At 61.3% G+C, this 21,915-nt stretch carries 22 protein-coding genes; 13 read left to right on the top strand and 9 right to left on the bottom strand.

What is annotated here, in order from left to right; all coding sequences use genetic code 11:
- Positions 1-7: 7 nt before the first annotated feature.
- The 4 genes from HF327_RS08025 (at position 8) to HF327_RS08010 (ending at position 2,771) form a co-directional block, all read left to right on the top strand.
- A complete protein-coding gene (locus tag HF327_RS08025) occupies positions 8-379 on the top strand; it encodes a dihydroneopterin aldolase (RefSeq protein WP_169107732.1) in 372 nt (123 codons plus the stop codon).
- Between the two features lie 5 nt (positions 380-384).
- Positions 385-1,365 carry a tRNA 2-thiocytidine(32) synthetase TtcA gene (ttcA, locus tag HF327_RS08020; protein WP_407927029.1) on the top strand — a complete coding sequence of 327 codons (981 nt, stop codon included), beginning with the start codon at positions 385-387 and terminating at the stop codon, positions 1,363-1,365.
- An 85-nt stretch (positions 1,366-1,450) separates the two neighbouring features.
- Positions 1,451-2,173 (top strand): DUF4136 domain-containing protein, encoded by a 723-nt coding sequence (locus HF327_RS08015; protein ID WP_169107730.1) that lies wholly within the window; start codon positions 1,451-1,453, stop codon positions 2,171-2,173.
- A 103-nt stretch (positions 2,174-2,276) separates the two neighbouring features.
- Positions 2,277-2,771 carry a DUF2501 domain-containing protein gene (locus tag HF327_RS08010; RefSeq protein ID WP_169107729.1) on the top strand — a complete coding sequence of 165 codons (495 nt, stop codon included), beginning with the start codon at positions 2,277-2,279 and terminating at the stop codon, positions 2,769-2,771.
- A gap of 117 nt (positions 2,772-2,888) precedes the next feature.
- Here HF327_RS08010 and HF327_RS08005 read toward each other — a convergent pair whose 3' ends face one another.
- Complete coding sequence (locus HF327_RS08005) at positions 2,889-3,680, bottom strand: anti-sigma factor (RefSeq protein ID WP_169107728.1); 792 nt, start codon at positions 3,678-3,680, stop codon at positions 2,889-2,891.
- 18 nt (positions 3,681-3,698) lie between these two features.
- The gene (locus HF327_RS08000) at positions 3,699-4,274 is read right to left on the bottom strand and encodes an RNA polymerase sigma factor (protein WP_169107727.1); all 576 of its coding nucleotides are present in this window, start codon (positions 4,272-4,274) and stop codon (positions 3,699-3,701) included.
- A gap of 266 nt (positions 4,275-4,540) precedes the next feature.
- Between HF327_RS08000 and HF327_RS07995 the strand changes: the two genes are divergently transcribed.
- From HF327_RS07995 to HF327_RS07985, 3 genes are all read left to right on the top strand, one after another.
- Positions 4,541-5,095, top strand: coding sequence for a DUF3455 domain-containing protein (locus HF327_RS07995; RefSeq protein WP_169107726.1), 555 nt, complete (start codon positions 4,541-4,543; stop codon positions 5,093-5,095).
- 195 nt (positions 5,096-5,290) lie between these two features.
- Positions 5,291-5,932 carry a histidine phosphatase family protein gene (locus HF327_RS07990; protein ID WP_169107725.1) on the top strand — a complete coding sequence of 214 codons (642 nt, stop codon included), beginning with the start codon at positions 5,291-5,293 and terminating at the stop codon, positions 5,930-5,932.
- Positions 5,916-7,100, top strand: coding sequence for a DSD1 family PLP-dependent enzyme (locus tag HF327_RS07985; protein WP_169107724.1), 1,185 nt, complete (start codon positions 5,916-5,918; stop codon positions 7,098-7,100). Before HF327_RS07990 ends, HF327_RS07985 begins: the two co-directional genes overlap by 17 nt.
- 113 nt (positions 7,101-7,213) lie before the next feature.
- On the opposite strand, the gene HF327_RS07980 is transcribed toward HF327_RS07985, so the two are convergent.
- Genes HF327_RS07980 through HF327_RS07970 form a run of 3 tightly spaced genes read right to left on the bottom strand, consistent with a single transcriptional unit; the run spans position 7,214 to position 10,184 of the window.
- Positions 7,214-7,957 (bottom strand): phosphoribosyltransferase, encoded by a 744-nt coding sequence (locus HF327_RS07980; protein ID WP_169107723.1) that lies wholly within the window; start codon positions 7,955-7,957, stop codon positions 7,214-7,216.
- Positions 7,958-7,964: 7 nt separating this feature from the next.
- Complete coding sequence (locus tag HF327_RS07975) at positions 7,965-9,194, bottom strand: M20 aminoacylase family protein (protein WP_169107722.1); 1,230 nt, start codon at positions 9,192-9,194, stop codon at positions 7,965-7,967.
- A gap of 3 nt (positions 9,195-9,197) precedes the next feature.
- Positions 9,198-10,184, bottom strand: a complete 987-nt coding sequence (locus HF327_RS07970) for a Bug family tripartite tricarboxylate transporter substrate binding protein (protein WP_169107721.1) — start codon at positions 10,182-10,184, stop codon at positions 9,198-9,200.
- A gap of 254 nt (positions 10,185-10,438) precedes the next feature.
- Between HF327_RS07970 and HF327_RS07965 the strand changes: the two genes are divergently transcribed.
- From HF327_RS07965 to HF327_RS07955, 3 genes are all read left to right on the top strand, one after another.
- On the top strand, positions 10,439-12,256 hold the full coding sequence (locus HF327_RS07965) for a lysoplasmalogenase family protein (protein ID WP_169107720.1): 1,818 nt from the start codon (positions 10,439-10,441) through the stop codon (positions 12,254-12,256).
- Between the two features lie 881 nt (positions 12,257-13,137).
- A complete protein-coding gene (locus HF327_RS07960; RefSeq protein WP_169107719.1) occupies positions 13,138-13,488 on the top strand; it encodes a magnesium and cobalt transport protein CorA in 351 nt (116 codons plus the stop codon).
- Between the two features lie 181 nt (positions 13,489-13,669).
- A complete protein-coding gene (locus HF327_RS07955; protein WP_169107718.1) occupies positions 13,670-14,386 on the top strand; it encodes an MgtC/SapB family protein in 717 nt (238 codons plus the stop codon).
- Between the two features lie 11 nt (positions 14,387-14,397).
- Here the strand turns inward: HF327_RS07955 and ruvB are convergent, their stop codons facing one another.
- Both ruvB and HF327_RS22295 read right to left on the bottom strand, forming a co-directional pair.
- Positions 14,398-15,495, bottom strand: a complete 1,098-nt coding sequence (ruvB, locus tag HF327_RS07950; protein WP_169107717.1) for a Holliday junction branch migration DNA helicase RuvB — start codon at positions 15,493-15,495, stop codon at positions 14,398-14,400.
- A 194-nt stretch (positions 15,496-15,689) separates the two neighbouring features.
- A complete protein-coding gene (locus tag HF327_RS22295; RefSeq protein ID WP_198460440.1) occupies positions 15,690-15,905 on the bottom strand; it encodes a hypothetical protein in 216 nt (71 codons plus the stop codon).
- A gap of 56 nt (positions 15,906-15,961) precedes the next feature.
- Between HF327_RS22295 and HF327_RS07940 the strand changes: the two genes are divergently transcribed.
- Positions 15,962-17,974, top strand: coding sequence for a ParB/Srx family N-terminal domain-containing protein (locus HF327_RS07940; protein WP_198460439.1), 2,013 nt, complete (start codon positions 15,962-15,964; stop codon positions 17,972-17,974).
- 119 nt (positions 17,975-18,093) lie between these two features.
- Positions 18,094-18,630, top strand: coding sequence for a peroxiredoxin (locus HF327_RS07935; protein ID WP_169107715.1), 537 nt, complete (start codon positions 18,094-18,096; stop codon positions 18,628-18,630).
- A gap of 25 nt (positions 18,631-18,655) precedes the next feature.
- Here the strand turns inward: HF327_RS07935 and HF327_RS07930 are convergent, their stop codons facing one another.
- Both HF327_RS07930 and ruvA read right to left on the bottom strand, forming a co-directional pair.
- Positions 18,656-20,218: a trypsin-like serine peptidase gene (locus HF327_RS07930; RefSeq protein WP_169107714.1), complete on the bottom strand. Its 1,563-nt coding sequence runs from the start codon at positions 20,216-20,218 to the stop codon at positions 18,656-18,658.
- Positions 20,219-20,266: 48 nt separating this feature from the next.
- Complete coding sequence (gene ruvA, locus HF327_RS07925; protein ID WP_169107713.1) at positions 20,267-20,842, bottom strand: Holliday junction branch migration protein RuvA; 576 nt, start codon at positions 20,840-20,842, stop codon at positions 20,267-20,269.
- Positions 20,843-20,890: 48 nt separating this feature from the next.
- Between ruvA and HF327_RS07920 the strand changes: the two genes are divergently transcribed.
- Positions 20,891-21,898, top strand: a complete 1,008-nt coding sequence (locus HF327_RS07920; RefSeq protein WP_169107712.1) for a PhoH family protein — start codon at positions 20,891-20,893, stop codon at positions 21,896-21,898.
- Positions 21,899-21,915 lie beyond the last annotated feature (17 nt).

The raw sequence follows: 21,915 nt of genomic DNA, 5'->3' as shown, positions 1-21,915 counted from the left end.
TCTTTCCATGACTTCCTCTTCCGGACAACAGATTCTCACGCTCTCCGGGCTGCGCTTTGACGCCAGCCTCGGCATTCTGGCGCACGAGAAACAAGAGCCTCAGCCGATTCAGGTCGATGCCGAACTCAACCTCGGCCCCCAGCCCCTGACGCCGCGTGACGACGATATTCTTCACGTGCTGGATTACCGCAAGGTGCGCCAGATCATCATCGACGAGTGCACCTCCGAGCATGTGAACCTGCTCGAAAGCCTGATCGGCAAGCTGGCCCAGCGCCTGCTGCAGTTGCCCGGCGTTCGCGGCGTACGTGTAAAAATTGCGAAGCTGGAAATTTTTGACGACTGCGAAGTAGCCATTCGCATCGAAACCGGACAATGGTGAACCCCATGAATGCAGTAAACGACAACCCCTGGATTGCCGAAGAGGCCGAAGCCGCTGACGCAGCCGCCGCGCAAAATGCGGGCGAAGAAGCTGGCAAGCCCGGCAAGATCAAGATCGAGCGCGAGCAGATCAAGCTGGAAAAGCGCCTGTGCCGCGAAGTAGGCAAGGCCATCGTCGACTTCAACATGATTGAAGAAGGCGACAAGATCATGGTCTGCATGTCCGGCGGCAAGGACAGCTACACCATGCTCGACATTCTGCGCAAGCTGCAAAAGCGTGCGCCCGTGAAGTTCGATCTGGTCGCAGTGAACCTGGACCAGAAGCAGCCCGGCTTCCCCGACCACATCCTGCCCGAGTACTTCAAGAGCCTGGGCGTGGACTACCACATCGAAACGCAGGACACGTACAGCGTCGTCAAGCGCGTCGTTCCCGAAGGCAAGACCACCTGCGGCCTGTGCTCGCGCCTGCGCCGGGCCATTTTGTACAAGGTGGCTGACGAGCTGGGTTGCACCAAGGTTGCACTGGGCCACCACCGCGATGACATCGTACAGACCATGATGCTCAACATGTTCTACGGTGGCCGCATGAAGGGCATGCCGCCAAAGCTGGTGTCCGACAACGGCAAGCATGTGGTGATCCGTCCTCTGGCCTATGTGCCCGAGAAGGACACCGCCCGCTGGGCCCAGTACCAGAACTTCCCCATCATCCCTTGCAACCTCTGCGGCAGCCAGGACGGCCTGCAGCGAGTGGTCATCGGCGAGATGCTGCGCGAATGGGAAAAGAAGTTCCCCGGCCGTATCGAGAGCATGTTCCGCGCCATGGGCAACATCGTGACCACACACATGATGGATCCCCTGTTGCACGACTTCAAGGGTGCCAAGGCCACCGGCATTGCCGACCCGAACGGCGACATGGCGTTTGACCATGAAGAGCTGCCAACTATGGCTGCCCTGCCCGGCGGCTTGCAGGTGGTACAACTGTCCTGATTGGACTTTTGAACTAAAACGGGACGCACCAGTCCAAACAAAGGCCCATTCGATGGGCCTTTGTCGTATCAGAGAGAGAATCACCATGAACCTGCGCAACACTTCATACCGCTGGCTTGGCATCGCCGCCCTGACGGCAACTGCCTTGCTGGCTGGCTGCAGCACCGTGCGTGAAGTCAACAGCACGGTGCAGAGCTTTTCCTCGCTGCCGGGCATTCCCGTGCCGCCCACCTACCGCCTGGAAACCCTGCCCTCGCAGCAGGGCCAAGTGCACTTTCCCGCGGTCGAGGCCCAGGCCCAGCATGCGCTGGCCCGCGTGGGCATGATCCGAGATGACTCGCGCCCCAGCCTTGTGGTGCAGATCAGCGCCGTGGCCCGCTATGCGCGCGACTACGCCAGCTGGCCCTATTACGATCCTTACTGGGGCCCACGCTGGGGCTGGGGCATGAGCTACGGTCGCGGCTGGGGTATGGGCTTTGGAAGCAGCATGATGATGATGGATGGCCCGCCGCTGGAGTACTACCGCGCCGTGAGCATCGTCATGCGTGACATCAAGACCCAGCAGATCGTCTATGAAACCTCGGCCCAGCGCCAGGACGTGTGGACGGATGACCCCGCCATCTTCGGCATTCTGTTTGATGCCGCACTGACGGGCTTCCCCAATCCACCACAAGGCCAGCGCAATGTACGCACCGTGATTCAGCCGCAGCCCGCTGCGGGCGCGCCACAGGCACCGGTGAATACCCCTGCAGCGGCCACCATGCCAGCAGGACAGCAAGCACCCGCTGCGGCCAGCCCTGTGCGTTGAATAGTTTGCAATCTTCAACACTTTGCCCCCTGGCACACGTGCTAACGTGCAGCTCGGTTTGAACCGCTGCCTTACCGGCCCCGCCTTGAAAAGGATGACAGTCATGAAGAAACTTGCCCTCTCGACTCTGGTTTGCGCGGCTCTGGCCGCTGGCGCGTTCAGCGCCCACGCAAGCGGCCTTGGTGATGCCCTTCGCGGCCAGCTGGGCGGCGCGACTGAAGGCAGCTCGTCGTCTTCTTCGGGCCTGGGCAGCATGCTTGGCGGCGGCAGTGCGGGTGCTGGTGGCTCTGCCCTGTCGGCTCTGGGGCTGGGTGGGTTGACTGGCTCTGCCACGGCCAGCAACGCGGCAGGCGTCATCACCTACTGCATGAAGAACAACTACCTGAACGCTGACAAGGCCACGCAGGTCAAGAATCAACTGCTGGGCAAGCTGGGACTGGGTCAGAAAGAAGAGCCCAAGGACACCGGTTACCAGAACGGCCTGATGGGCATGGTCACCGGCTCGGACGGCAAGAGTTTCAGCCTGGACAAGGTCAAGAGCAGCGTGAAAGAAAAGGCATGCGACTTTGTACTGAATAACGCTAAATCGCTGATCTGATTGCTATCACATCAATAGCTGCTAGCGCTTTATGAATAAGCGCTACAACCACAAAAGGCTTGCATTTCTGCAAGCCTTTTTGTTGAGGTGAGAAAGCAGCTCAAGAGCCGCACTGATTCATAAATCACGCCGAATCAAAGCACCCTTGAACAACACCGGGCCTGTAGGCCCTGTTTCACTGGGCACACCGCCCTTGGGCTCCAGACTGATGGCCAAGGCAGGCACAGCTTTCACATCACTCTCATGTGCTTCAAGCTGATCCAGCTTGCCCTGCCCCATCACCCCCAAAGAGCGCGGAGCTCCTTGTGGTGGCAAGGCCCAAAGCTGCAGGGACTGGTTGGCGGACTCCTTGAAGCCACCGACACGCTGCAGCACCAGCTGATTGTTTCGAGGGTCGAACGTTACCAGCATAGATGGATCTGCCTTGCCATCGGCCAGCACCGCCACGTATTGAATCTGAGGAGCCGCCTGCAGCGCAGCTTGCGTGGTCTGTAGCTGGGTTTGCAGCGAAGACATTTGCTGCTGTGCCGTGTCTGTGAGCCAAAGACCCACGCAGACAGCTGCCACCGTCGCCAGACTGCCTGCCACGGCCAGCCCACGCCACCATGCCAGTGCCCGGTTGGGCCGCTTTGTTGTCGCAAGCTCTCGCTGCTGTGCCAGCTTTGCATGGGTTTTTTCAGCCTGCAGCAGGTTGTCGATACGCACCCATACCGCTGCATCGGGCTGCACCGGCTCCTGGACTTCTGAAAAAGCCGACCAGCGGCCTTGCCACAGCAGCGCTGCGGCGCGCACTTGCGCATATTCGCGCGCCAGTTGCTCAAAGCGCCGCCTCGCTCCACCTCGCAAAGAGCCCAGCGCGTAGGCCGCAGCCAGACGATCTAGCAACTCTGGTTTTTGGGTCAGGTTCATGATGACTGCTCCTGCCACTCAAACATGGCGGGCCATGCACTTGCGCAACTGTTCCAGGCTTCGGCGCATCCATGTCTTGACGGTGCCCAGTGGCAGCTTGAGATAGCTGGCCAGCTCACTCTGACTCAGGTCCTTGAGGTAGGCCAGACTCACCACCTGCCGCTGAGCCTGCTCAAGGCGCTGCAGGCATTGATGCAGAGCGGCCGCCTGCTCACTGGCCTGCGCCCATTGCAAGGGGCTTTTCCCATCGCTGTCAGGCAGCAGCTCCTCCATGTCCTCAATCGGCACATTGAGGTGCAGGCGCTCGGCGCGGCGGCGGCGCAAAAAATCCAGCGCCCGGCTTCTCACCACCATCCCCATCCATGCCAGGGGCGGACTGAGGGAGTCGCGGTAAGTGCCTGCATTGCGCCATATGCCCAGAAAGCTCTCTTGCAGCACATCCTCGGCCCACTCTTTGTTGCTGACGATGCGCAGCGCCAGACCATAGAGCCGGGAGGCGCTCCGGTCGTACAACTGTTTGAGAGCAGCCTCATCCCGGGCTGCTACGCGGTCTAGTAAGTCCATCAGTTCGGTGTCCGGTGTATTGGCGCTCATGCTCCCATTGTGATCAGGCGCACCTGCTTGCGGCGGTGCTGTTGCATTGCTGCCAAGGTGTATTGCTTGCCCCCTTGCTTCTGTATACGCAGCAGCGCGGCTGATGGATTCACCCTATGCGGGAAATTACTGGAAAAATAATTGAAAAAACCTGAATCCAGTGGCTCTGGGGCTGCGTATCCCCAATGTCGGACAGCGCAATTTGTCGACACTGCCCCGCAGCTTGGCTCGGTGCACTTCTTCACCCCTTGTTCGAGGAAATACTCATGAAGCATCTACGTACCGTCCCACTGGCCGCTGTTTGCCTGTCCGTGTTGGGTCTGACCGCCTGCTCATCCACGGGAATGCACTCCATGTATTCGCAAGCGGAACTTCCGGCCGCCGTGCAAGTCCCCGCAGGGCACAAAGTCGCCATGGAAACGGTGGGCGTTGGCCAGATCACCTACGAGTGCAAGACCAAGAAAGATATGGCGAGCGAGCATGAATGGATCTTCATCGGCCCCGATGCCAAGCTGCAGACACGCAGCGGTGCGGTCATCGGAAAATACTGGGGCCCACCCGCCACCTGGGAGAACAACGATGGCTCCAAGGTCACCGCCACTCAGGTCGCGGTTGCTCCGGCCGGTGCAGGCAACATCCCGCTGCAACTGGTCAAGGCCAACCCGGCCAGCGGCATGGGTGCCATGCAGGGCGTGAGCTATATCCAGCGCGTAGCCACCAAGGGCGGCGTTGCACCCGCCATGGCCTGCGGGCCCACCAACCTGGGCAGCAAGCAAGTCGTGCAATACCAGGCCGACTACATTTTCTGGAAAGCAGTCTGATCGCGGCCCTGGCACATCACCGGGGACCGGCCCCCAATTCCAAAGGCTTGCCTGCTTCTAGGCAGGCCTTTTTTCATGCTTGCGCTGCGCCCGTCAATGCAATACATGGCACCGATCTCCCACGCTCCCTCTCGCACATCTTGTTTGCAAGACAATGACAGTCTAAAAACCACTCACGCAGTACGAGCTTTCGCCATGCACGCCACGCGCATCATTGCCATCCGCCACGGAGAGACAACCTGGAACGTCGACGGACGCATTCAGGGGCATCTGGACATTCCCCTCAACGACACCGGCATCTGGCAGGCCGAGCAAGCCGGTCGCGCACTGGAGGGCGAGAGCATTGCCGCCATCTACAGCAGCGACCTGCAGCGTGCCCATGTCACGGCGCAGGCCGTGGCCAAGGTATCCGGCGCGCCTCTGTACACCCATCAAGGTCTGCGCGAGCGTTGCTTTGGCGACTTTCAGGGCCGAACCTTCAAGGATGTGGAGGCCAGCCAGCCCGAAGACGCCCAGCTCTGGCGCACGCGCAACCCCGCCTACGCGCCTCCGGGCGGCGGCGACTCGCTGATTGCGCTGCGCGACCGCATCGCGAGCACTGTCGATGAAATCGCCCGCCAGCATGAGGGTGAGCAGATTGTGCTGGTCGCCCACGGCGGCGTGCTCGACGTCTTGTATCGGCTGGCTACGCGCCAGGACTTTCAGGCACCTCGCACCTGGGAGCTGGCCAACGCCGCCATCAATCGCCTGCTTTGGACTCGCGAAGGCCTTTCTTTGGTAGGCTGGGCCGATACCGCACACCTTCAGCAAGGCAGTCAAGATGAAGCACATTCCTGAGCATTTGCAGGCCCTGGTCGGCCAGGCCATCAAACGCATAGACACACCGGCGCTGATTATTGACCTGGATGCCATGGACCGCAATATCGAGCGCATGGCCCGCTTTGCCCAGCAGCACGGCGTGCTGTGGCGCCCCCACGCCAAGCTACACAAAAGCGCGCTCATTGCGCACCTGCTGGAGCATGCCGGGGCCAGCGGCCACTGCGTGCAAAAAATCAGCGAAGCCGAGGCCTTGGCCGAAGGCGGCATTCGCAACATCTTCATCAGCAACGAAATCGTCGCCCCCACCAAGCTCGAGCGCGTGGCAAAACTGGCCAAGGCATTGAATGCCGAGGGCGGACGCCTGGCGATTGCCGTGGACTGCGAAGCGGGCGTGAGCCGTCTGGCGCAGGCCCTGCAGCAGGCTCAGGCAGGCGATAAAGCGATGGATGTGCTGGTGGAAATCAATGTGGGCCAGAACCGCTGCGGGGTCGAGCCCGGCGAAGCTGCCGTGGCCCTGGCACAGGCCATTGCCGCCCAGCCCAGCCTGCGCTTTGGGGGTCTGCAGGCCTATCACGGCGGAGCCCAGCATCTGCGCACCGCTGCCGAGCGCAAGGCGGCCATTGAGCAGGTGCTCAAGTATGTCAACCGCACGTGCCATGAATTTGACCGCGCCCGCATCGCCATCCCGCTGATTACCGGTGCCGGCACCGGCACCATGGTCAACGAAGCCGCCAGCGGCGTGTACTGCGAGATTCAGCCCGGCTCGTTTCTGTTCATGGACGCCGACTACGCTTCCAACCAGCGTGATGCGGCCCAGCCCCTGTTCGAGCACGCGCTCTACATCAAGACCCAGGTCATGTCGCTGAGCGCCGACCACGCCGTCTGCGACGCCGGCCACAAGGCCCACGCCATTGATTCAGGCCTGCCCCGTCTGCATGCCCTGCCGGCTGAAAACGCGCTGCGTTTTGCCAATGGTGGCGACGAGCATGGCGTGCTGCACCCCGATGCCGAAGCCGGCAACACCAGCGGCTGGCTACCCGCCTTGGGCGAGACGCTGTGGCTGATTCCCGGCCATTGCGACCCTACGGTCAACCTGCACGACTACCTGATCGGCGTGCGCGGCGGACGACTCAAAGGCGTGGTGGAACGCATCTTCACCGTCGATGGGCGCGGTGCGCTGACCTGAAGGCCGCTATCAAAAGAAAAGCTGCTAGCGCTTTTTAGATATCGGTTTCAAGCAGTTAATGCACTGAAACCCATATCAATCAAGCGCAAGCAGCTATCAATTAGTGCAGTAGCTCAGACGCTTTCTGGCCACCAGCCATCGGCACGACGCTCCATGCGCGGGCAGTCGTACGCGCCGACCACCGGAATGGGCGAGCCATCGGCGCGCACCAGCTTCTTCTGCCACTGCGTGCCCTGGCGCATGGCCACGGCAATGGCGGCCACCTCGGCACCACAACGCGCCAGCAGATTCAGGCCCGACACCATGGTCGTGCCTGAGCTCACCGCGTCGTCGACCACCAGCACGCGCTTGCCCGCAATCAGGCTCAGCTGGTTGGGGTCCACATAGAGCAGCTTACCCTTGCCCGGCGTGGTGATGGAGCTGACAGGTTCGCTCAGCTCGTCGCGATACCAGTACTTGCGCGAGTAACCCAGCGGCACATAGCGGCTGTGGCCCAGATGTTTGGCGACCAGCGGTGCAAACGCCAGGCCCAGCGTGGGCAGGCCAATCACCACGTCAAAGTCATGCACCTTGGCGGCGTTGGCCATGTGCAGCGCCAGTTGCTCCGTCACATCCATCGATGCCTGATTGGCAATCAGCGAAGCCACGCAGCGGTCCGGGGCCGATCCGTCCGCCGTGGGCATGCCGCGCAGCGGCAGCAACAGATAGCGTCCATCAGGCAGTTGGGCCGGATAGCTGCGGGCGTAGGGCGGCAGGGGCGACTGGGCCAGCTCGGCCTCGGTCACGGTGGTTTGCCAGTAGTCGGTCGTGGCATCAAAGCCAGGCAGGTTCTGGCCGGTCAAATCAATGGGGTTCATATCAAAATCAGTCGCGGCGCAAATAGGCCTGGGCAAGCTTGACCCAGTAGCTGGCCGTCACCGGCAGCAGGTTGTCGTTGAAGTCATAGGCCGCGTTGTGCACCATGCAGCCGCCTTCGCCCATGCCGTTGCCGACGATGAAGTAGTTGCCCGGCACGGCATTGAGCATGATGGCGAAATCATCGCTGGCCTGCAGGGGTTGCAGATTCGGAATCAGCCATTCCTCCCCCAGAAACTCACGGGCCACCTCCACTGCAAAATCCGTAGCAGCCACGTCATTCATGACGGGCGGATAACGCCATTTGTACTCAACCTCGGCGGTAGCGCGGTGCACCGCCGCTTGCGCATGGGCCATGGCCGTGATGCGCTCGCGCAGCAATTCGCGCACGCCAGGGTCACGGGCACGAATGGTGATGCGCAGCTCGCAGGTTTCGGGAATCACATTGGGTGCATCGCCCGCATGAATCGCACCAATGCTGACCACGGCCATGTCATTGGGGTCGATCTCGCGCGAACGTATGGTTTGCAGCGCCAGCACCAGATGCGATGCCACGACGATGGGGTCCACCGCCACATGGGGCATGGCACCGTGGCCGCCCTTGCCGTGGATGGTGATGATGGCCGTGTCCGAGCTGGAATACATCACGCCCGAACGAAAGCCGAACTGGCCCGCCGGGTAGCCGGGCTCGTTGTGAAAGGCGTAGAGCGCATCGCAGGGGAACAGCTCAAACAGGCCCTGATCGACCATCTTCTGCGCACCACCATGGCCTTCTTCGGCGGGCTGAAAAATCAGGTTGATGGTGCCGTTCAGCTGGTCTTGGCTCTCGGCAATCACCTTGGCCGCAGCCAGCAGGGTTGCCGTGTGGCCGTCGTGGCCGCAGGCGTGCATCTTGCCGTCATGCTGACTCGCATAAGGCAGGCCTGTGGTTTCGCGGATCGGCAGCGCATCCATGTCAGCGCGCAGACCCAGACGCTTGCCTGTAGATTGACCATTCGCATGGTCACCACAGCGCAGCTGGCCGACCACGCCGGTATCGCCCAGACCGCGGTGCACCTCATAGCCCCATGCGGCCAGCTTGGCCGCCACAATGTCGCCCGTGCGGTGCTCTTCATAGGCCAGCTCGGGGTGGGCATGCAGGTCATGGCGCAGGGCCAGCATGTCTGGCGCAATGGCAGCCACTTCGGGCAGCACCGGCGGGTGGATTTCAGCGTGAATCTTGTTCAGCGGCACAACCATGACTTATTCCGCCTGAATGCCGGCGGACTTCACGATCTGTGCATAACCCACTTTTTCCTTTTTCAGGAACTGGGTAAAGCTGGCGGGCGTGCCCGTGCCGGGTGTCGCGCCACCGTCTTCAAGGCGCTTGCGCACATCGGGCATCTTGAGCACGGCGTCCAGCTCGGTAGCCAGGCGGGTGACCACGGCTTGCGGGGTCTTGGCAGGCACAAACAGGCCGGTCCAGGTATTGAGGTCAAAGCCCTTGAGCTCAGGCGTTTCGCCAAAGGTCGGTACTCCGGCAATGGCGTCGATGCGCTTGGCCGATGTCACGCCCAGACCTTCGAGCTTTTTCTGCTGAATCATGGGCGTGGCACTGGTGGTCGTCAGCATGCCGATATCGACCTGGCCACCCATCACATCGCTGGTGATCTGGGCACCGCCACGATAAGGCACATGCACCAGCTTGATCTTGGCACGCTCTTGCAGCACTTCCATGGCCAGGTGCAGCATGGTGCCCACGCCCGAGGTGGCATAGGTGAGCGATCCGGGCTTGGAGCGGGCCAGTGCGATCAGCTCGTTCAGGTTGTGCGCTGGCAGGCCGGGGCGGGCCACGGCCACCACAGGCGCAATCGTGACCAGGCCCACGGGGGTCAGATCTTTTTCCGCATCGTACTTGACGGCAGAGTTGACCAGCTGGGCGATGCTGATGGGGCCATCAAAGCCCATCAGCAGGGTGTAGCCGTCAGCAGAGGCCTTGACAGCCTTGCTCACGCCCAGCACGCCACCGGCTCCGGGCACGTTGTCGATGACGACAGGCTGCTTGAGACGCTCGCCCAGCTTTTGCCCGATCAGGCGGGCCGTGGTGTCCACATTGCCACCAGCGCTGAAGGGAACGATCAAGGTGATGGGCTTGACCGTAGGCCAGTCACCAGAAGCCAAGGCAGGAACAGACAGACCAGCCGCCATCAAGGCAGCGGCCGCAACAAGAGAGCGACGGAGTGTGGACATGGACAGGCAAGCAGTTGGACGGCGATGCAGAGCCAGAGCAATCTGTGGCGCAGCATGACCGCAAGACCGGAGGCGACGACTGAGCGTCCCCTTCGGTAGATGGACTAGGCTGTCGATTATCCCAGAGCTAAAAAATCGCTGCCATAACAGGATGTTCTTGGCAATGCTGGTTCACCCTAGACACCTCGGCATACCCTGCTTTTCAGGGTTCACGCCAGCCCGCACTCAAAGGCCAGCGCTCCAAAATTGCTGCCATGCTCACCCCCAGCCAAGTCATTGTTCTGGCCACGCCAGTCTTTTTTGCACTGATTGCCGTGGAATGGTTCATCGGCCTCAAACGCGGGCGCAACGCCTATGCACTGGCCGATGCCATCAGCTCGCTGAATCTGGGCGTGCTGAGCCAGACCAGCGCTGTTTTCACCAAGCTATTGACGCTGGGCATTTACACCTTTGTCGCCAGCCATGTGGCGCTGATCGAGGCTGAAACCTTCTGGATGAGCCTGCCGGGCTGGGTGCTGGCCCTGCTGTTTTACGATTTTTGCTACTACTGGCTGCACCGCATGGGCCACGAGGTGGGCGTACTTTGGGCTGCCCATGCCGTTCACCACCAGAGCCAGGCCTACAATCTCTCTACTGCGCTGCGCCAGACCAGCTCTGGTGCGTTGTTGGGCTGGCTTTTCTACCTGCCCATGGCGCTGGCCGGCGTGCCGCCCCTGGTGTTTGCTGTGGTGGGCCTGATCGATCTGCTCTACCAGTTCTGGGTGCATACCGAGCAGGTCAAAAAGCTGGGCTGGTTTGACCGCTGGTTTTGCTCGCCCAGCAATCACCGCGTGCACCATGCCGTCAACGAGCAGTATCTAGACAAAAACTACGGCGGCATTCTCATCATCTGGGACCGTCTCTTTGGAACCTTCAAGGAAGAAGATGACAAAGAGCCCTGCGTCTACGGCACGCGCGGGCTGCTGCAAAGCTGGGACCCGCTGTGGGCCAATGCCACCGTCTACCGCCAGCTTGCGCATGACAGCTGGCATGCCCGCAACTGGCTGGACAAGGTCCGCGTCTGGCTCAAGCCACCGGGTTGGCGACCTACCGATGTAGCGCAGCGCTTCCCCAAGCCGGTCTTTGACCTGGATGCGCACCGCATCCTTTACGCGCCGCCCATGAGCCGGCCACTGCGCTGGTTTGCCGGCCTGCAGTTTTTGGCTCTGGTGACGGGCACAGCGATCTTTCTCTGGCAGGCTGACCAGTCGCCGCTGGCCAGCAATCTGATCTGGTTTGGAGTGCTGTTGACCGGGCAATGGGCGCTAGGCGCTGCCATGCAGGGACGCATCAGCCCATGGATGGCCCTGATGCTGCAAAGCGGCGCACTGGCCACGGCCACCGCCGCCCTGGGAATGCGTGAATGGCACTGGCTGTTCAAACCAGCGACCATGGGTTTTGCTCTTTTATGCATAGCTACATGCGTCAGCCCTGCATGGATTTCAATACAAAAAACATCTAAAAACCATGTCTATTTGCTGCTGGCAGCTATTGTTTGTTCGTTGAGCGGCGATGTCTTTCTGATGCTCGACGGGCAGTTCAGGCTGAGCCTGTTCATTCCCGGCCTGATCAGCTTTTTTCTGGCCCATACCTGCTACATCGCTTTATTCAAAACCGATACCCCATGGTTTGCCAGCCGCCGCGCGCTGTGGCTGATTGCAACCATTGGCGCAGCCATGTACGCCTACCTGTTCACGCATGGACTGCCAGCGGCCATGCGCATTCCCGTGGCGGTGTATGTCAGCGTCATTGCGCTGATGGCGGCTCAGGCCTGGGGCCGCTATCGGGTGCAGCAAGACCGCTCTGCATTGCTAGTCGCGCTGGGTGCCAGCGCCTTCATGGTCAGTGACAGCATTCTGGCTATCAACCGATTTGTGCAACCGCTACCGTGGGCAGCCATCTGGGTGCTTGCCAGCTATTACGTTGCGCAGGCGCTGATTGTGCAGGGCAGCCTGCGCTGGCAAGCCCGACCGCACACAGCCACCGATTTGTCTGCGCAACCTGAAAGATTGCCATCGACACAGCCCACGTAAGTTCGCCGCCGTACCAGCTCGCTGGCGGGCTAGCCCCGGGGTCGTCTGGTACAGCCTCCAATCAAGACAAGGGTTGACCCTAGCCCGCACTCTGCGGATAATCAAAGGATTGCAATTTCAGGAGTCCCTACGTGGACAGTGCCAGTTCAACCAGTGATTTATCGCACGCCGCAACGGCTGCGCAGCTGGTCGCCTGATAGACTCCCCGGACCGGGTGTCGTCACCGACCGACCCGCTCCTTGCATCGCGCCTTCACCTCAACCTGTTTTTCGGGCCATCCTCGTATGGCGGCTTGTTTGCACGTTCGCAAACCCGAAGCAGTGATGGTGTATCACTGAAAACTCGATGTGCGTCGCTGCGGCCATTTCCGGTCGGCAGGCGACCACAACGCAGAACTTGTGCGTTCCGTTCCTGCTCGCCGAGAAAGGAGTACGCCATGCGCCAACAACTCAACCGCTTCATCTGCCGGTTTCGCCGCAGAGACACTTTGCCGTCCGCTCCCCGTAATGCAACGACAGCACATCCGCCACTAACGCCCCCCAAGGCCTTACAGCAGACTGCGGAACTCGATGCCCGGACCGACTGGCCCACACATCGCATTCGCCGCTTTTGGCTGATGTAAAACTGCTGCGAGGACGCTGACCCAAGCGCCGCAGACCATTGTCAATCCTTCACAAAGGACCACGTATGGATCCCGACCCAAGTCGATCTTGCTGCACACCTGCCGCCTGCATGCAGGTGTCAATCATTGCCGCGTGCGTGTCCATCGGCCTAAGCCGTGACATGCATTTGTTTTGCCATTTGCCATCGAGGCCGGATCGCGCATGACTTTCTGAAGTCTGGCGCTAGCTCTGGCCCACAGGCCATCAAGGAGTTAGCCCATGCAACGCCTTCTGCAGCTCAGCCTGCGCCCCTCTCATACCCCCACGGCCTCGCAAGGCCTGCAAAAAGCCGTCGTTCGCGCCCTGGAATTGCGCCATGCCGATGTATTACGCCATCTGGGCTCAAACCAGCAGCACGCTGAATTCGCCTCGGTGCTTGCCGCGCTCCCGCCCCGCAAGCGGGCGGATGCACTGTCTCTGCTGGAGCCCCGGCAACGCGAAGTCGTACTGAACCAGCTCCCCCTGCATGCGCAAAGGCAATGGCAAAGCCTGAGTGCCCCTTCCGCCAAGCATCCCACGAAGCGCCGCAGCTGGTTTCGCAGTCTGCGCCGGTCTTTGCGGCAGGCGTGAAGCACTGCTCAAGGCGTAAGCCTTCTCTGATGAGATGAATGATCTGCGCCTGATGAGCTGAAGTCCGACAGGCAGCGCCAATCTCACCGAACGTCATCTGCCTGGCCTATGCTGTGCGCAGCACCTGCCAATCTCCACCCCAACCGCTGCGACCACAGGCGCGCTAACAGAAACCCAACGCATGCAAGCTCTGCAAAACTTCAATCTCCTGGCAACGCTCAACACCGTGCTGTGCCTGCTCGTGGCCTTTGTCTGCGGCAGCATCATCGGGTTGGAGCGGCAGATACGCCAGCGCACGGCGGGTTTACGCACCAACACGCTGGTGGCCGTAGGTGCCGCCGTATTCGTGGACCTGGCCATGCGCATCTCGGGGGCCGACGGATCCACCCGGGTAATCTCCTATGTGGTCTCGGGCGTCGGCTTTCTGGGCGCTGGTGCCATCATGAAGGAAGGTGCCAATATCACGGGTCTGAACACAGCTGCAACGCTCTGGGGATCAGCCGCCGTGGGTGCCTGCACTGGAGCAGGGATGCTGCCAGAAGCCGGAATCGCCACCCTGTTCGTGCTGGCCAGCAATACCTTGCTGCGCCCCGTCGTCAACTACATCAACCGCCACCCCGTGGCCGAGCATGCCAGCGAAGCGACCTACTACGTCTATGCCATCTGCCAGCAAGCCGTACAGGCCGATGTCCGCGAGCAGATGCAGGAGCTGCTGGAGGCTGCCAACTACCCGGTACGCACGATCGAGAAACACGACATTCCGCCCCACAACAGCGAAATCGAGGCCGAGCTGTTTGCCACTGCCGTGCATGCCGAAGAACTGGATCAGGTGCTGGCGCAGATCGAAGCCATGCCCGGTGTCATTCAGGCTTTCTGGAATGCCGGACCGCAGAACTGATCCGCAGTCCTTCAGGCATCACCACCTGCATCGGGCACTTTGAGACCCAGATGCAGGTACGCAGCCTTGGTCGCCATGCGCCCACGCGGGGTGCGCTGCAAAAATCCTTGCTGAATCAGATAAGGCTCAATCACATCCTCAATCGTGCCAGACTCCTCACCAATGCTGGCAGCGATATTGTCCAGCCCGACCGGGCCGCCATCAAAGCGGTGCACCACGGCTTCGAGCAGCTTGCGGTCCATGATGTCAAAGCCCTGCGGATCCACATCCAGCATGGCCAGCGCCTTGTCGGCAATCTCACGGGTGATGCGGCCATCACCCTTCACATCGGCATAGTCACGCACGCGGCGCAGCAGACGGTTGGCAATCCGCGGTGTGCCGCGTGAGCGGCGGGCGATTTCAAAGCAGCCTTCATCATCAATGGGCGCTTTGAGCAGGCCTGCGCTGCGGCGCACGATACGGGTCAGCTCCTCCGACGAATAAAACTCCAGCCGCGCCACGATGCCAAAGCGGTCGCGCAGCGGGTTTGTGAGCATTCCTGCCCGCGTGGTGGCTCCCACCAGCGTGAAGGGCTGGAGATCGAGCTTGATGGAGCGGGCTGCCGGGCCTTCGCCAATCATGATGTCGATCTGATAATCCTCCAGCGCCGGGTAGAGAATTTCTTCAACCACCGGGCTTAGCCGATGAATCTCGTCAATGAAGAGCACATCGTTGGGCTCAAGGTTCGTCAGCAACGCCGCCAGATCCTTGGGCTTTTCCAGCACCGGGCCGCTGGTCTGGCGCAGATTCACCCCCAGTTCGGCCGCAATGATGTGGCTCAGCGTGGTCTTACCCAGCCCTGGAGGACCAAACAGCAGCACATGGTCAAGTGCCTCGTTGCGCATCTTGGCTGCGCCGATAAAGATCTCCAGCTGCTCTCGGGCCTTGGCCTGCCCCACATATTCGTCGAGCAGCTTGGGGCGCAACGCGCGCTCCTGCGCGTCCTCCCCCACGAAGGCGCTGCCCGCCGAAACCACGCGCGGCATTGGCTCGCGTAATGCGTCACGCGATGAATCACGCGCAGGCTTGGGGGCGGGAGTTGCCGCAAATTCGTCCACATGAATCGTCATAGACCTCAATTGTGCCGCGCATTAGCGCCGCCCTGTTGCGCCCAGGCTGTTCGCGCCGCATTCATGTCACAGCTTCGTCATGGGTGTTTCACAGAATGCAGTGCAAACGCCTCACGCAATTCTGCGCGGTAGATACGTCGGTGCGCTTGCACCGTTCTCTCCATCACCTCCTCTTGAAGTCCCCTCCATGCGCCTCAACTCTCCTGCGCCAGCTGGCGCTGTGCTCCGCAGCCTCGCCCAAGTTTCCGTTCTTGTCGCAGCCTCGGCAACCCTCGCGGCCTGTGGTGGTGGTGATGGATCACCAGCCCCGGCACCAGCTCCAGCTCCAGCACCAGCTCCAGCACCAGCACCAGCACCAGCTCCAGCACCAGCTCCAGCACCAGCACCAGCTCCAGCACCAGCACCAGCACTGGCTCCGCTTGCAGGCAGCAGCAGCTACCTGGGTACGCTGAGCTTTGGCGATACTGTGGCATTGAGCCTGGACAGCACTACCAAGCAGATCACACTGCGCTTTGTGGATTCGCGCTTTGGCCTGACCGGAGCCATCACCAGCGTCTACAGCGTGGATGCCAACGGCCAGTTCGTGGCCCAGAAATTCCAGCCCGTGACGGGCAGCAATCCCCCCGCCGCTCTGGTGAGTCGTCTGAGCGACATCGCCCTGCGCTTTGCAGCGGAAACCGGTTTGGTCAACGGCAACATTGACGGTTTGCCCAATTTGCTGGATACCCCGGCCACCTCGACGGCATCGCTGCAGGGTGTGCTCACCGCCTCCAACCAGGGGGCAGCACAGATCAGTGCCCTGGCCGGCACCTACAACTATCTGCGCAATGAGGCAGTCTACTCCGCCTCGGGCAAGCCCGCTGCCCCCAGCTCCAGCGCGGGCCAGTTGCGGATTGCCAATGATGGCGTTGTGCGCGTCTGCCCCGGCCAGGGCGCAAGCGACAGCTGCACCGACAGCATCACCGGTCGCGTGACAGTAGATCCCGATCAGACCACCTACCCTGGCGCCCTGGTGCTGGAGCTGGGCGGCCAACGCATTGGCCGCGCCGTGGTGGGCAAGCGCAGCGACGGAGCTGCCATATCCGTTGACGTCTACAGCGCCGGTGCGGCTGGCAGCTTCACCTCGGGTAACTGGACCTTGCAGTCTGCCGCCATGGCCCCCGTGGCCGCCACAGCGCTGGATGGCGAATGGCTGTGCACACATCCCGAGCCAGGAAGCTCGGGCCGCAGCATGCGCCACTATGTCTCCATCGGCAACGGCCTGCTGCAGACCGACACCATCGACATTGACCTGAAGCTCAGTGCCAACACGGCGTCCGGCTCCGGCAGCGCGGCCAACGGCTTGTTCGGCGGTCAATGGGCCAGCGGCAACAGTTCGGCGCGCACGCTGCTGCCGGTCTCGGCCAACAGCTTCTACTACGCGGGCAGCAGCGGGCCCGCAGATACCGACACCAGTGCACTGGGCGCGTGCCAGCGGTTGCCCGAGCAAGCAGTGCTGCCCAAGTACCTGGACAAGAGCGCAGCCAGCACCGACCCGGTCATGATCACGCTGGCAGATGCCCTGCCCACGCAACCCGCCATCGGCTTCGACCAGATCTACTACAAGCAGGGTCGCTATACCCACACTGCGACCGGCAGCGCGGCCTCCACGCAATGGCAAAAAGCCTTTGACGATTTGTGCGAAGACAGCGGCCAGGACTCCACGACCAAGAGCGGCATTACGGCCAGCTCCAAGCTCAACGACCGCAGCAGCTTCACCTGCAAGGCCCAGGTCGCCAACTACCAGAGCCTGCTGAAGACCGCCGTGGTCGGCCCCAAAGGCCAGCTCTTCCTGACCGACGGACACCACAGCTTCACCAGCCTTTGGGAAGCACCCAACAGCAACGGCAATGTGGCGACCGGTCTGGCCGGTGGTCAGGTGCAAATGCCGGTGATGATCAAGGGCAATTACAAGGACGCCAACAACGCCAGCTTCTGGCGCACCATGCGCGCCAATAAGTTCGTCTGGCTCAAGCTGCCTGATGGTTCGTCCATCACTCCCGCAGATCTGCCGCGTCAGTTGGGCCTGTCCAATGGTCTCAAGGACGACCCCTTCCGCTCGCTGGTCTACTTCACCCGCGAAGTGGGCTACAACAAGCCGGTCAATCCTTCCGAGTTTCTGGAGTTCTACTGGGGCGAATGGCTGCAGGCCTCACCGCGTAATTTCAAATTGAGCCAGTACAACCTGAACCTGGCGGGCAACGGCTCCGACGGAGGCTATATGCAGGCCATCAAGGATGCATCCAACCTGATGCTGGCCGCCAACCCTGCGGAGATGATCGGCGCTTCGGGCTACAACGCCGTGCAGATGGGCCAGATGACGGCCTTTGGCACGGCAACCTATACCGAACTGCCCACGCCCAAGCCTGCGGATGGCAAAAAGGCCGGCAAACTAGCCTATGCGCTGGAATACCGCACCTCGCTGGGCAGCGCGAAGTAAGCACGCAAGCAAAGGGGCTAGCAAAAGTGCAGTAGGCAGGACAACAGCAAGGCGAATGAAGGATGACGAACAATCCATGGCATCGTAGAGGCCGCACACACGTTCTTAAAGGCTTTGCCATGTTCAAAATACATCCGCTCGCCCCCTGGCTGCTCGCCGCCCTGCTAGCCCCCGCAGCTCAGGCGGCGCTCAAAGTCGGCGATGCCGCGCCCAGCTTCAAGACGTCGGCGGCAGTCGCTGGTAAGGCGTTTGACTTTGACATGGCCGCCGCGCTGAAAAAGGGGCCGGTAGTGCTGTACTTCTTCCCCAAGGCGTTCACCCAAGGCTGCACTTTGGAAGCCCATGCCTTTGCCGAAGCCACGCCTCAGTTCACCGCCATGGGTGCCACGGTGGTAGGCATGTCGCATGACGACATCGACACGCTCAAGCGCTTTTCCACCGAGGCCTGCCGCGACCAATTTGCCGTAGCCTCCGACCCCAAGGCCCAGACCATCAAGGCCTATGACGCTGCAGCCGCTGCCAACCCCGCCATGGCCAACCGTATTTCCTATGTCGTGGGACAGGATGGCAAGGTGAAGTTTTCACTCATCAGCAGCGACCCTTTGGCCCATGTGCAGCAAACCGAAGCCGCGGTCAAAAAATTGACCGGCAAATAACGCCCTTGTGGGTCCCTCCGGACTGCTACTGCGCCAGCCAGTTCCCTATCGGGCTATTGAAAGCCCGGTCGAAGCGGCTATAGACATCGGATCCGCCGCTGGCCGTACATGAACTGCTGCCGCCAGACAGCGTTCCCACTACGCGGCCGTTCACAAAAATGGACGATCCGCTGCTGCCACCTTCGGTGATGCCCTTGCTCCAGCTGATATTCAGATAATCGCTTTGCGCATTGCCAGGGCTGCAGGTGACACCACCATTGCCAACCGTACAGTTACTCAGACGCTGTACCTGACCTTCGCTGTACTTGAGCCAGTCGCCCTGCGGATGATGCAGGCCGTAAATGGCCGTACCCGCCACCGCTGTGCCGCGAGCGTCCCAGCCAGTCAGCGTGGCACCAGCTGGTGGCGCTTCATTGAGTCGCATCAGCGTGGTATCAGTGGCTGCCGCCGCATAAAGCAGGGTCGCTCCACGCTGTAGTGCGGTGGTCTGGGCATTGGGCTCAAAGCTGTTGCAGCTGGCCGAACGAAAGAACCAGTCGGTACGCAGCGAAGTGGCCGATGCCTGCGTAGAGATGCAGTGGTTGGCCGACAGGAAGTACGGCGTGTAATCAAGCCTGGTGTTGTTCAGCAAAGAGCCTGTGCAGTAGTAATAACGGTTGTCTGGACCCACATAAGTCATGCGCGCCAAGGCATTGCGTTCGGTCGCATACTGGTTGGCACAGCTGGCATCCTGCTCGCAGTCACCTGCATCGCCCACATTCCTGCTGACGAAATTCTCACGCAAATCAGCCTGCATGGGCAACGCCAGATTGATATAGGCGTGAGTGAGCGCGGGAAGGGCAATCCGTAGCTGCGAAGTGGGCACCCCTGCGGGCAGGCCGATTTCCAGAGTGACCTCTTCGGCCCCCTGGTCAGGCGTCCACCAGATGCGGGCCGCCTGCGTATTGCCATCGACGCGACGATTTCGAGCAATGGCCTCGTTGATGGCCTGGCCCGTGGTCTCAAATCCCGTCTTGGTGCGGTCCTGCCGGTACAAACGAATCTGGGCCGCATCCGGCAAGGCATCAACAACCAGCCCCAGGCGCACCCCATAGGCACCGGTGGAGGTAATGCTGATCGCCGCGACCAGCCCGCCATCGGGTTCCTCGGTCCACTTCAGCATTCGGGACATGTCTCCTGCAGACTGCAACGAAGACAAGTCCCGAGGCGCACCTATTTGCATGGGCAGACCTGGCACAGGCATTAAAGGCAGCGGGGCATTACTCCACTGCGGTAACGCCAGACTGACGGCCTGAGGCCGCACAGCGGCAGTGGACAGCGCCACGCCTCTGGTCGCTGCCGCAGATTCCGCCGCAGGAACCACCAGCGAATCCAGCACATAGGCTTTGGGCGGACCTGACGGAGGGTTGATGTCTTCAGTGCCGGCAACACCACCGCCACCTCCTCCACCAACGCCAGGGCCATCGTCCGGCCCCGGTCCTGGATCAGGAACACTGCCCCCTCCTCCTCCGCCGCAAGCGGTCAGCAGGACCAGCACCACACTTGCACATCGAGGGGCGATGCGCCTGCCCTGTCTCCACCACCTCATATCGTGTCCTCCTGCAGTTCACGACCGGGCTGGCGCAGGGCCAGCAAGCTATTTCGTCAAAGCCTTGAGCGCGAGCTTAATCCCCTCGCTCACCCCTACATCGGGTGGGAGTTTCTTGAGGGCGGCAGACGCTTCCTTGTCCGAGTAACCCAGCGCCATCAGCGCCTGCTGAATATCGTTCTGGTCATTGTTATTGGCAAAAAGCGACTGCGCGCCGGTATCTGCCCCGATCTTGCCCTTGAGCTCGAGCAGCAGGCGTTCGGCCGTTTTTTTGCCAATACCCGGCACTTTGACCAATCGCCCTGCTTCCTGCTGCGATACCGCATCCGCGAGATCATCAATGCTCAGACCACTGAGCACGGCCAGCGCCATGCGCGGGCCCACGCCAGTGATCTTGATGAGTTCGCGAAACGTCTGACGCTCGCGGGCTGTGGCAAAGCCAAACAGCAGCTGGGCGTCTTCGCGCACTACAAAATGGGTCAGCAAGGCCACCTTGGTGCCGTTGGCGGGCAGGTTGTAGAAGGTGCTCATGGGCACTTGCACTTCGTAGCCCACACCGCCGCAGTCCACCAATACCTCGGGCGGGTTTTTTTCCAGCAGCGTTCCAGTCAATTTGCCTATCATTGAAGTCCTTTGCCGCACTGTGCGGCCATCTTTTGAGAAATTATCCGCGTGATCCTGCGCCACTCTTTCACTCCCCACCACAACTCACGCCTGTCCCATCTCTGCGGACCGACGGACGCGCACCTGCGCACCATTGAAATTGCGCTGGGCGTCAAGATCGCTCACCGCCACGAGCAGTTCAAGATCGACGGCCCCAAAGCCAAGGCCAATGAAGCGCTGGAACTGCTGCAAGCCCTGTATGAGCTGGCTGACGACGTCATCGCCGACGATACCCTGCAACTGATGCTGGCTGGCGATGTCGAAATGCTGGAAGCCGACCTGACCGCGCCCCAGCTGACCACGCGCCGCGCCGATCTGCGGGCTCGCACGCCCAATCAGGCGCTGTACCTGGAGAACATTGCCAAGCATGACATTACCTTCGGCATTGGCCCCGCAGGTACCGGCAAGACCTATCTGGCCGTGGCCTGCGCCGTCGATGCGCTGGAGCGCAGCGCCGTGCAGCGCATTGTGCTGACTCGCCCTGCTGTCGAGGCTGGCGAGCGTCTGGGCTTTCTGCCCGGCGACCTGACACAGAAGGTAGACCCCTATCTGCGCCCGCTGTACGACGCGCTGTACGACCTGATGGGCTACGAGAAAGTGCAAAAGGCTTTTGAGCGCAATGTGCTCGAGATCGCGCCGCTGGCCTTTATGCGCGGGCGCACGCTGAACAACGCCTTTGTGATTCTGGACGAAGCCCAGAACACCACGCCCGAGCAGATGAAGATGTTTCTCACCCGCATCGGCTTTGGTGCCAAGGCCGTGGTGACAGGCGACGTGAGCCAGGTGGATTTGCCCAAGGGTGCGCCCAGCGGCCTGGTCGATGCCGAGCGCGTGCTGCGCCGCGTCAAGGGCATCTCCGTCAATCACTTCACCAGTGTGGACGTGGTGCGCCACCCGCTGGTCGCCCGCATTGTGGATGCTTACGACGCCCGTGGCCGTGTGACCGAAGGCACGAGCGCACCCAAAGCCCCCAAGCCCCGAGCCAGCCGCCCGCTGCCTACGGCAGATGAGCTTTAATCAAACTTCATAGCTAC

Source organism: Comamonas suwonensis (assembly GCF_012844455.2).
Lineage (GTDB): Bacteria > Pseudomonadota > Gammaproteobacteria > Burkholderiales > Burkholderiaceae_C > Comamonas > Comamonas suwonensis.
The sequence above is the reverse complement of the archived record's forward strand: the minus strand, read 5'-3'. Positions and strand labels throughout refer to the sequence as shown.